Source organism: Pirellulales bacterium (assembly GCA_035499655.1).
Lineage (GTDB): Bacteria > Planctomycetota > Planctomycetia > Pirellulales > JADZDJ01 > DATJYL01.
In genome coordinates this window covers 1-11,163 of the sequence record DATJYL010000194.1, presented here as the reverse complement: position 1 = coordinate 11,163, position 11,163 = coordinate 1, and the positions used below count along the sequence as shown (strand labels likewise).

The following is an 11,163-nucleotide window of genomic DNA, read 5'->3' as shown; positions in this document are numbered from 1 at the left end:
CGCAATTGCGTACCGGTGCCACAGCATGGCAAACCGATTGTTCCGCGACGCAATCGTCGTGGATGTCGGGGATGCAGCCGTGCCCAGTGGTACGGCGCCGGTCACCGGCAGTCGTCGTAGTGGCGTAACACAACGTTCGCCACGGGCCAAAAAAGGCCCGACAACTCGACGAACCCGCCTGGTGACGGCTCCCCGAAGCGGCCGCCACTGGCTGCTTGCCGTAACTGGGCTTTCCCCGACCTATCGGCCATCCGCCCCCAGCGTTTGGCGACTGCTAGTTCGGCTTTCCCGGAGAGAACCAATCATGAACGCCACCGCATATGAATCGAATACGACTGAAGAGCTTGTGGACCTGGTAACGGCCGCCCAGGATGGCGATCGCGCCGCCTTTGGCCAGCTTTGCGTCCGGTTCGAGCGCATGGTCTACGGCATCGCACTGGTCCGCTTGGGCAATCATGCCGAAGCGCAGGAGCTGTGCCAGGAGGTGTTCATCCACGCGCTGGAAAAAATCAATCAGCTCCGCGAGCCGGAATGCTTTGGCGGCTGGTTGCGGTCGATGGCCGGACGCATGGCCATCAACCGCGCCGTGCGCCGGCAGCCGCTGGTGACCGCCGAAGCCGAAACGCTGGAAGGTTCCGCCGTGGAGCGGCACACTCCGCTGGATCGGGCTTTGGCCGGCGAGCGGCAGCGGCAGGTGCGGGCCGGCTTGAGGCGGCTGAAGAATATGGACCGCGAAACGCTGGTGGCGTTTTACGTGAAAGGCCATTCGCTGGTCGAAATGAGCGATCGTTTCGACTCGCCGGTCGGCACCATCAAGCGCCGGCTGCACGTGGCCCGTAAGCGGCTAGCGAAGGAATTATCGGCGATGGCGCCATGAACGTGACAAGCGTGTTTTGACCAAGTGACTTCCCCCATGTGCCCCGGTGGATGGTGCTTTCTAGTGCCGTCCGCGCGGGGCCTCTTTTTTGGGTGGTGGGACAATTTGAAATTCCGACAGCCGCTTTTCCCGACTGACACAGTCGGGCTATGTTCAAATTGGCCCACTACCCTTTTTTGTGCGGAGGTCATTTTTTGCGCTGCGGTCATTGTAATTTCATTTTCAACCCGGCAATCGCCATCGCGACCCAACCGGCGATGAATGCTGCGCCGCCGCTGGGGACTAAAAACCACGGCAGTTTGATTTCTGCGAGCACGGGAATATACAGGCATCCGGAAAATAGCAGAGTGCCGGCCACAAAACACACTCCGGCGATATTCAGACAAACCGTTGGCGACCGCAACGCTAGCAAACCGACCAAAACGAGCGCCAACGCATGATACATCTGGTAGCGCAAGCCGACGTCGACATTGTGCAGCTGCTTTTGCAAGTCATCGCCAGTAAGCCCCCGGGCCACTAGTGCCTTTTCCAAGCCATGGGCATGATACGCCCCCAGGCCGACGCCAATCGCCGCGGAAACGGCCCCAAGGATAATCCAGATTCGTGGCGACATGGTTGTGCGATCCCGTGTGTGCGCCCATCCGCTTGCGGCTTAGCGGGCAGCAATGACCGCAATCATAGCTGGCAAAGAACGAATGACCAAGCACCAATGACCAATGCTGATTGTGCGCCGTGATTGGCAAATAAAAAAACCGCCGGCGATCGCACATGAGTCACGACCACCGGCGGCTCGGGGGGAATTTTGAAAAGTCGGGCAAACGCCTGACGAAATGTGCTTTTCCGGCAACGGAAAGCTCTTACGGCGATGGCGGCCCGATCAAGTTATTTTCTTCTTCTTCTTGGATAATAATGCGCGGCGTGACCATCATCATCAGGCTGGTGGTGGTCCGTCCGATGCCGGTATTGCGGAACAACCGGTTGATATAGGGGAGTTTACTGAGCACCGGAACGCCTTCCTCAATGCGTCCTTCGCTCAAGCGCTTAATGCCACCTAACAATACGGTGCCCCCGTCAGGCACACTGACTGTGGTGGTTACGGTCACGAAGGAAAACTGGGGCAATTGCACCGTCGTGGCCACATTCGACGAATCGTTTTCATTGCTCGTGGAACTGCTTTGATCGGTGCTGTTTTGCGATTCCGATGATTTTTGAGTGGACGAAGTCGAGCCTGTAAACGTGAACGTGTTGACCGCACCGATGTTGCTGAAAAAAGGCACGACGGTCAAGCGAACAAACCGCCGATCGTTGGAGACCACCGCCTGCACGGTGAGCGAAGTACCTTCCGAAAGGACCACAATCACCGGCTGTTGGGCGGCGGCAAAATCGCCCACCACCGGAATCACGCTGGTGACAAACGGTACTTGCGTGGTGTCGCTCACGGTAGCCTGCTGCCCGTTGAACAATGTCACCTTGGGCGCTTGCAGGACGTTGCTGCGAGTGTCTCCCTCGGCGGCCTGCACCACAAAAAACGCCTGAATGTCGCTCAAGATGGCAAACCCAAACGTCGCCGCCGAGCCGGCATCGAACCCGCCAAAGGTCGGTATTGCCGATCCAAACCCTCCCTGCCGGAATTGAATGTCTTGTAACGGCGTCACTGCCCCCGACGAATCCAAGCCAACCACGGCGCTAGGGCTTACTGGTCCAAACGAGGGGGGCGCAGTCACCGGAGGCGTCAGTAGCGCCGAGGGCGGCGGATTGGGCACCGTGGTGCTGGTGGGGATATTGAATTGGAAGTTGACGCCGATCCGTTCGAAGAAATCGTCTTCTAGCGTGATAAAGCGGACTTCGATGGTTACTTGTAAATCTTCCAGCTTGCGCAGTTGCGTCAACAAGTCGGCAATTTGTTCGTGAACTTCCTGCGTTTGGCTCACGACCAGGCTCAGGTTGGTGTCGTAACCTTGAATCGTGCCCGGTCCGCCCATTTCCGACCAACTTTGAGGAGAAATGGTGGAAGTGATCAGGTCGATCAGGGTATCGAAGTCGGCCTGAGCGCCTCCCTTCATGCCGCCCGGACCAAACGGAATGTTTTGCGGCGACCCGGACTGCGATTGACCACTGCCGCTCAGCGGAATGGGAATGCCGCGGGTGCCCATTTGCTGCGTCAGCAGCGTGGGACTAATGACCGAATTATTGGCCGGTTCGTTGACCGCCAAGGCCGGCGCCGGGGTTCCAAAGCCGCCTCCGGCCGCGCCGCCCCAACCGTTGCGCGCCATGGCTTCGCGGAAAGCACCGTTGATGCCTTCCTGACCGGTCGGTGCAAAATTGGGAATCCGGATGACCAAGTCGCCGACCGGATAAGTTACTGGATAAAGTTGGCCCCGCTTGACGTCAATGCTGGTAATTTTCAGCACTTCGTCCTTGATCACATAGGTCAATTGCAGCGGCTCTAAAATCAACTTCAGCGCGCTTTTGAGCGAGACGTCTTGGCTCAAATCGATGCTGATGGGCGTATCGCTTTGCACGCCTTCCGCTTGGAGGCCTTGGGGATCCAAATACGTCGGCACTTGCGCGATTTTGCCGAGGTATTCGATCACTTCCGATAGGGGCCGCTTGTCGAATTTCAGCGCCACCGGCGTGCTCAGCCGTTGTTCAATTTCCTGTTCCTTGGCGGTGTGGTGCATTTCACCTTCACGCTGTTGGCGGAACTTGCTTTTGCTGAGGGCGTCCCATTTTCTCGCGTCGGGCATTTGATAATCACCCGGGAACGGAATGGCGGACTTGTCGACTTCCTGCATCGTGGCCCAGAAGCCTTCTTCCTGTTGATCCTGCACTTGTTGGTTGGAGGCTACTCGGGAAACCATTTTCGCCATCACCTGCAATTGCACGACGACGGGATTTTCCGGATCGAGCTCCGTGGCGCGCTTGGCCACGACTTGTGCTTCGGGATAGCGCTGTTCGTCCAACAATTTATTGAAATCTTTGACCAGCGCAGCCACTTTTTCTTGGGTTTCCACTTTTTCCTTGCGGGTGCGATCAACGTCTTGCTGCACTTGCCGATTTTTTTCTTCCTGGTCAATTTCCGGCGAATTGGCCGCAATGTACTGTTGCAAATCTTGAATGCTCAAATCCAATCGCCGCAGCATTTGCTCTCTGGCGGCCGCGTCCAGGCCGGCCACTGATGCCACCATATCGCGGGTTCGTTGCAGGAGCTCCAGCGCCTGCTTCGGCTGTTTTTCGCGCATGTCGCGCGCCAGACTTTGTTGCCGGGTGACTTCGGCCGCCACTTGGCGCGAGAGCGTGGCGCTGGTGACGGTCGTTCCGTCCAGCGGCATGGGAGGCATGCTTATCGAAGGACTGGCCGCTGCCGCAGCCAGCATGGTTCCCACAGTCGGCGAGGCCGGCGCGGGGAGCCCAACAGCTTGGGGTGCGCCTCCGCTGGCCCGTACTCCCGTTACCAGGACGTCTCGGGTGTTGCCTTCGGCGCTGATCATGGGATCGACGGGCTGCCCCAAAATTTTCAAATGATCGTACAATTCCTGCCGCGTTTCCGGATCCAATTCAGCCTGGAATGCGTAGGCGCGTCGGAAATCCTGGAGGGCGTCGTCCGTTCGAGATTTAGCCATCGCTTCCGCTCCGGCACGATACCAGCGCAGACCTTCGCCGGTGCCATTCTCAGGCGTAGGTTCCGTATTGCCCATCGGCGATGGCGAAGAAGTCGACGCCGACCGCGCGGCCGCGGCAACCACTGGGCTGGCCGATAGCGAGTGGTCCGACCCGCTTCTCGAATTGCTGGCCGGCATGTTGTAAGTGGAATCTTGGTCGGGGTTGTACAACGCTTGGGCATTGGGATATCGGCTGTCGTTTGCCGCCACCGGACCGCCCGCTTGAACCGGCTCGTAAGCACTCGCGGGGGTCACTCCGCCATCAGCAATGCGTGCGTTGCCATCGACCGGTGAAATTCCAGCCGCAGGACCCCCATTGCGCTTGGCACGTTCGATGTCGAGCAGCACCAGCGTGGGGCGATCTTCATTGGCGGCAAACGCCGTGTCGGGGGCTAACAATTCAGCTTGCCGCGCAACGGCCTCTGCCGTGGCCAAATCTCCTTGGGCCATGGCCGCGCGAGCTTGCTTGGCCATCTCCGTAGCGCGCTGCTTGTTGAGGACGTCGGCCGATTCAATTGGCACGGCCGCGAGATCGTTCGGCAAAGCGGCCGGCGCTGCCGCAAATGTTGTCGGACCGGCCGTATCCGGCAAACCGGCCGCACGCCGGGCCGTGGAAATCCGATTTAGCAATTGCTCGGGCTGGGCTTCAAACGTTGTATAATTGATGCCCAACTGCTGTGCTTGGCCGGCCAACCGTTGGGCTTCGTCGAAATCGTGCCAGCGCAGCAAACCCTCGGCTTGTTCCATCAGCACTTCAGCTCGCAGTCGCCGTGTGCTTTCCGCATCGCTGGCGGTAACATTGGCGGGCAATTTTTTAAGTTTGACAATCAGCGATTCAATTTTTGCCGGGCTGTCGTCCAAGGCGCTGTAGCTGATGCCCAATCCTTGGGCCTGATCGATTTTGACTTGCGCGTTGAGGAGGTCATCATGAGCCAGCAGCCGCCTGGCTGCCAGCAACAATTCGTCGCTTTGATTTCGGGCCGCGTTTTGGCTGTGTGTGACTGCATCCTCGGAGCGCGGCCGAGCTTGCATCGGAGGCGGCACGAAACCGGCACTCGCAGCGTTTGCAGGCAACATCTGGTCACTGTCGGTCTTGGCCGACCCCAGATTTGCGCTGCCCGCCTTAGCCGGCGCCATATCGGCACCACTCGACTTTGCAGGACCGTCGCTTTCCCACGGATTGGCTTCGTTGGCATCGGGCATGGCAGCCAGGGCATTCGGCGGAACCATGCCCCCGGCCATCGGGGCCGATTTGCTGCTGGTATCGGCCGGTGCTGCCGCGAATTCTGCAGTATCGGCTGGCATGCGCAAACCACTGGCCGATTGGGTCTGGCCAACGGGCGGCAGGACAATCGGCGGAGTTGCTTGTTGCAAATCGGCCAAGCTGCGGCCAGCGGGCGTCGAATGATTTTGCGACACGGCCAGCGGCAAAGGCTGCATCCGCGAGGCAACATCAGAGGGCCGCGTCGCGCCCATGGATTTGCCGTCGCTGGAGATTGCATTGGATCCATTTGAGTTGGCATTCGCTCCGCTGGTAATTGCATTGAGTCCGCTGGTATTTTTACCGTTAGCGCCGGCGGAATTGGCCGCAGCGGCTTTCATGCCGTCGGCATTGGAATTGGCTGGTGATTGATGAGCGAGGAATGGATCCTGGGACGCGGCTGGGGTTTTTCCACCCGGCGTTGGCCCATTCCGATTGGCGCCGGCCTTTTCCGCCAACAACTTGTCGAGATCGGCGCGCGCTCGCTTGGGCGTATCGCCGATATGAAACAGCGGATACTTCGGCTGCAAAGCTTCCGCGCTGGAAATTTTCGCATCCGCAACTTCGTATTTCCCCAGAGACATGGCGGCTCGGGCCTCGCGCAGCAAGGCATCTGCCTGCGCAACGGTGGAGTGACCATCGTCACCCAGACTGGCCGCACCAAGTAACAATGGCAACGCCGACTGGACGCCTGCCCAACCGCATGCCGGCGACCAGCAAACCGCCAAAGTCAAAACGAAAATTAGTTTGGACGTGGTTTTGAACACACGATCCTCCATGATCGATTCCCCTCGATAGCCCGAACAGGCACCCACTACGAAAAGTCTTTATGGCGACGCTGCAGGCAGGGAATGCTCCGGAAACGAACGTTGTGATCACAGCACCGGAAATGTACATCCGGCATCACATGCTTATCGTTCCACGCCGGCGCAAATGCGCTGGGCAAGGCATCCCGCGGCCAATGGCGTTGCCACCTAACCGGGAAAACCGCAGACGAGGGCGGGATAAATACCGGCCAAGAAACAGCCGGTCAAGACCAACTCAGACCCAGCTGATCGAAAAATCGCTCCAGCATGCTAGCAAATGCATGATCGCGAGGTTGGATTTAGTTTCTTTCTCGACTGGGTGCGCCCGGTCCTGGCGGACCTTTGCCGGTTCCCGGCCCGATAGCTCCCGGCCGCCCATACGGCAATGCGGGACCTCGGCCGTGCTCACCGGGCCGAGGTGTGACCGGCGTTTCTGCCCCTGTTGATTGCGTCATTTCTGCCGGCGGCTTGGATCGCTCCAGGTAGTCGTCCAACGCCAACTTATCGGCGGCATGGCCAGCATCGAAAACACGGCCGGAGGCATCCATAAACAATAATTCCGTGGCTTCTTTCGATTTGCCGTCCCCCAGCGGCTTGTCGTTGCGCGCATCCAGCAACATGCTTTGATTGGTGTCGATCGATATTTTCTCGACCTTACGAACTGATTCCGCCGACATATCCAAAACTTTGTCGAGGTCCTCATCGTGTACGTACACCAGCCCGCCCAAGGGAATCTCACGGTCCTTGACCACTTCCACCCAAGTGTCGGAGTTGGCCGGCGTAGCGCCGGTTTGTGATTCAGCCACCGGTGTTTTGGCAAATCCCAAAAGGTTTACGTGGGCTTTTAATTCCGATAGCCGATTGCCCGTCTCGCTTAAGAAGTCGGCCAGAATATGATATTCCGACGGAACGGTAATCGCCGGAGTTTCAGTCCAGGAGGACCAATTCGTGAATTTCTTTTTCGCGGTGCCCGCTTGAATCACCTTGGGATCCAAACAATCATCCCGTAATCCGTAATTTGGATTGTAAAGCAACAGCTGAATGCGATAGCGATAGGTTTTTCCTGGCTCGGCCGTTAAATCGACAAAACGAAACAATTTGTAAGGATCCACGGACAAATCGGTTTGCGACTGCGCGCCCATGGCCATTCCCGGCACTTCGTGCGGTCCAAAGCCACCCGACATGCCTGGGCCCTGCGGTCCCCGCATTGGCATGACCGGGCCGTGTTCCGAACCAGGGCCGAAGCGCCCGTTCATCTGCGCTGTTCGGTCGGGAGTGACGGAATCCAAATTTCCATTTTGATTTGTGTCGGGCTGATTTTCCGGGGCCGTGGTTTGAGCAACATTCAATTTCACTTTGGGATGGGCGGCTTCAAATCCCCAATTTTTCAAAAACAGCGGCGGTAGCGGCCAAGTCACGTAAAAATATTGATTTCCAAATGGCACCGGCGCAAAGACGTCATCGGGGTGGACGATTTCCGGGGCCTGCGTAAACCACTTGGCCAAGTCCTTGAGAGCCTCCGAATTTACAAAGTTTTCTTTGGACAATATCGGCGTCCAGTTTCGTTTGGCATCGCCGGCGTCTTTGACTTCGCTGCGCTCAACCAAAAAGCAAAAATAGTTAGGCACATCGGTTTGAGCAACGAGGGGCTGATGATTGGGATCTGAATCTGGCGCCGCTGGTACAGCAGCTTCAAATCGACGGCGAAACTCTTCCGCTTCCTTATCCACCGGCACGGCGCCAGTGATGATGACATAAGACTTTACTTCGGCATCCGCCCCAGGAGCACGAACGCCCGGCAGATTCTCGTCTTGACCAAGTCTCGATGGTCCTGCGGCGGAAACGCCCGGGCCGAAACCGGAACCTTCGCCGGGCAAACCCGGACCATGTCCGCCCGGACCCAATGCCCCTTCGCCGGGCAAACCCGGACCACGCGCGCCCGGCCCCAATGCCCCCTCGCCAGGCAAACCAGGCCCACGCGCGCTGCCCCCCGGAAGACCAGGCTGAGCCGGTCCGCCCGGCAGCCGTTGACCAGCAGACGCTCCCGGAATTTGTCCCGCTCCTGATGCATTGGGTTTGTAAGGAACAATGCCGCTACCAGCGGCGACTTGTAAATCTTCTATCGCATAGATCTCTGGATCCGCGCGTTTAATCAATTCAGGAAACAACGGTGGGCTCCACTCGCGAGTTAGCCGGACTCGCTGGCCAGGAATGGGGCGTATTTCGTCGGCAACCTGGTCGGCAAAGTGCGTCGGCTCCAAACCCATTTCACCTCGATGTGCACTCCAGGTGGGAGATTGAATGTTTGACACCACTTGGCTGCTTTCGCGCTTGATCGCCTCGGGCGATTTGCTGTCGTCCAGGGGCTTGGCGGTAATCGTGGAATAGAGAAACAGCAGAAAAATAATCACCGTCGCTGCAAACACAATTTTTTCACCGTTGGTGATGAAAAACCGTTTGATTCCGTCGGGATTGAAATTGATTTTTGCTTTCATTGTCAAATCTCGTTTTCCCCGTGAATCGGTTGGGGATCGTCCGACAACCATCTCGTTTTAGCCGTCTTTATATTTATGGGTTATGAGGAGTTTCGGCCGCCGCAGGAGTTCCCGCAGGCGCCACAGGTTCAGCCCCCGCCGGGGGCGTAGCGTTAGTCCCCGCTGGCGTGGCAGCGGCCGGTGGTGCATCAGTCGCGGGCGGCGTACCAGTGCCTGGCGCAGCTCCCGGAGCCGGGGTAGCCGTTGCTGGACCTCCTGCATCTGGAGCGCTAGATGCCGGAGCGGTCGGAACAGTCACGGTGGGAGCTACCACCGTGGGAGCTGTCGCGCCTGCATTCTCCGTGGTCGCGGCAACCGGAAGTTTTTGCGGATCGGGCGGTTTAAGCAAGTACACCACCCCATGAATTTCGACGGTGACCGATTGCTCTTGTTGTTGCTGTTGCGGCGCGGCTGGGGAAAAGACCGAACGCTCACCGGCCAGGCCGCCACCGGGTAATCCTGGCCCCGCAGCATGGTAAAAACCGCCGCCCCCGCCGCTATTACTGGTGTGCTCTGGGTTGATTCGAACTTCCTGCACTTCCATGGGCAACACGGAATTTCGGAACGCAACCAACAACCGATCCACGTACCGGGCATCCATTTTGAGCAACAGCCGGAACGGCATCAGTCGATATTCGTTGCTGTCGGCATCCACATCATCCTTCATCAGCGGCGTGCCGTCGGCCTTCACGTAGCGATAGTTCTTCAATAGATCATCGGGGTTGGCTGTGGCATCGGCGCTGGCAACACCCCCGAAGCTTATGTGTCCGGATTCCCTTTTCCCACGTAATTTTGGGTCTGGCCGGGCGTGGCTGGCATCGCCGGGAGCCGTGGGCCCTGCAACAGGGCCGGCTGCTGCCGCGCTATTTCCCAAAGGCATAACGCGGTTTAGGCCGGTGCCCCCCGGTGAATCTTCCACCGCGTTGTAGGCGATGTCCATGGCGTTGATTTCTGTGATATGGGCATCGGGTTTTCCTGCGGTGCCTTCGTTGACGGCTTTGATCACGTTGCACAGCGCTCGATACACCCATAATTCCTCTTGGGCGTATTTTACCAACAGCGTGGAAGGCCGTTCCGTCCAATCAAATGAAGCCAGAATATCTTGTTGCGAAGCGCTCGACCAATCGACGTGGTAGGTGGGTGCCAAGCCTGTTGCCCCGCCTGCGAAATTGATGGCTTGATTTGAAAAATCATCGAGCGACGGCGCGTCCACAATTCCCGCCAACTCCGATACTTGCTGTTTCACCCGCCCTTGATAGTACTCGCGCAAATTGCGCGACAACTCTGCGTTTGGATCATCCAAATGCGCGACGGCCGCGAGAAAGTCGGCGCTCAAGTCCTCCTTGGGCCACACAAACACCTTTTCTTTTTGTTCCTTGTATAAAGCGGCCCAGGCGTCTTTTACGTCTTGGGCCATGGAGGCGGTCTCTTTTTTTATTCCATCCGTCCAATCATCGTGCGGCTGGTCAGCGGAAACTCCCCGCAAACTGGAAAACACCCCGTTGATCTGCTGGCTGTCCTGTTGAAATTGCGCGGATAGTTTTCCGCTGGCCAAATACCAAGCCATTAAGCCCGCCACCGCGGAAAATGCGCACAGAATCCAAAAGTGATACTTGCGCGCGATTTCGAGATATAGTTTTACTTTGTCCATGGCAACGATTGCTTTGATGCGTTCAAATGATGGGGGACATCCTTTGCGTAGTGTTCTCTCTTACCCGCCGGGTGCGGCCGCCACTTTGGGTTGCTCTTGATCAGGAGTTTTTTGTTTTTCAGCATTCAGGCGATTTTTTTGACGCTGCGAATACGGCGTCGGTTTCCAAATAAACTCGATCACAAACGGATATTCGCCGACCGTCTGCGAGTTGTTTCGAGCCGGGGCTGCGGCTGCCGCGCCGGGATTCACTCCCGGCATGGCCGGACCCGCCCCCATGGGTCCATTGCCTGCGACGTTGGGATCCGTGACAGTCACGGTGTCGAAATTCGTCTGGGTGTTGACCATCACCGGCATGTCGATTCCCAAATC

6 protein-coding genes are annotated in these 11,163 nt (G+C 57.9%); 1 reads left to right on the top strand and 5 read right to left on the bottom strand.

Going from position 1 to position 11,163, the window contains the following annotated elements; genetic code table 11:
* Nucleotides 1-304 precede the first annotated feature (304 nt).
* The gene (locus VMJ32_14215) at nucleotides 305-877 is read left to right on the top strand and encodes a sigma-70 family RNA polymerase sigma factor (GenBank protein ID HTQ40177.1); all 573 of its coding nucleotides are present in this window, start codon (nucleotides 305-307) and stop codon (nucleotides 875-877) included.
* 205 nt (nucleotides 878-1,082) lie between these two features.
* On the opposite strand, the gene VMJ32_14210 is transcribed toward VMJ32_14215, so the two are convergent.
* The 5 genes from VMJ32_14210 to VMJ32_14190 form a co-directional block, all read right to left on the bottom strand.
* A complete protein-coding gene (locus tag VMJ32_14210) occupies nucleotides 1,083-1,490 on the bottom strand; it encodes a DUF423 domain-containing protein (GenBank protein ID HTQ40176.1) in 408 nt (135 codons plus the stop codon).
* Nucleotides 1,491-1,734: 244 nt separating this feature from the next.
* Nucleotides 1,735-6,579 (bottom strand): hypothetical protein, encoded by a 4,845-nt coding sequence (locus VMJ32_14205; protein ID HTQ40175.1) that lies wholly within the window; start codon nucleotides 6,577-6,579, stop codon nucleotides 1,735-1,737.
* Between the two features lie 326 nt (nucleotides 6,580-6,905).
* Entirely contained in the window at nucleotides 6,906-9,101 is a 2,196-nt protein-coding gene (locus VMJ32_14200) for a hypothetical protein (GenBank protein HTQ40174.1), read from the bottom strand.
* A gap of 73 nt (nucleotides 9,102-9,174) precedes the next feature.
* Complete coding sequence (locus tag VMJ32_14195; GenBank protein HTQ40173.1) at nucleotides 9,175-10,791, bottom strand: hypothetical protein; 1,617 nt, start codon at nucleotides 10,789-10,791, stop codon at nucleotides 9,175-9,177.
* A gap of 60 nt (nucleotides 10,792-10,851) precedes the next feature.
* A partial coding sequence (locus VMJ32_14190) for a hypothetical protein (protein ID HTQ40172.1) occupies nucleotides 10,852-11,163 on the bottom strand: 312 nt, incomplete at its 5' end.

Excerpts from the sequence above, each read along its gene's own strand:
- VMJ32_14215 (HTQ40177.1), top strand. The coding sequence starts at position 305 with ATGAACGCCACCGCATATGAATCGAATACGACTGAAGAGCTTGTGGAC.
- VMJ32_14210 (HTQ40176.1), bottom strand. The coding sequence starts at position 1,490 with ATGTCGCCACGAATCTGGATTATCCTTGGGGCCGTTTCCGCGGCGATT.
- VMJ32_14205 (HTQ40175.1), bottom strand. The coding sequence starts at position 6,579 with ATGGAGGATCGTGTGTTCAAAACCACGTCCAAACTAATTTTCGTTTTG.
- VMJ32_14200 (HTQ40174.1), bottom strand. The coding sequence starts at position 9,101 with ATGAAAGCAAAAATCAATTTCAATCCCGACGGAATCAAACGGTTTTTC.
- VMJ32_14195 (HTQ40173.1), bottom strand. The coding sequence starts at position 10,791 with ATGGACAAAGTAAAACTATATCTCGAAATCGCGCGCAAGTATCACTTT.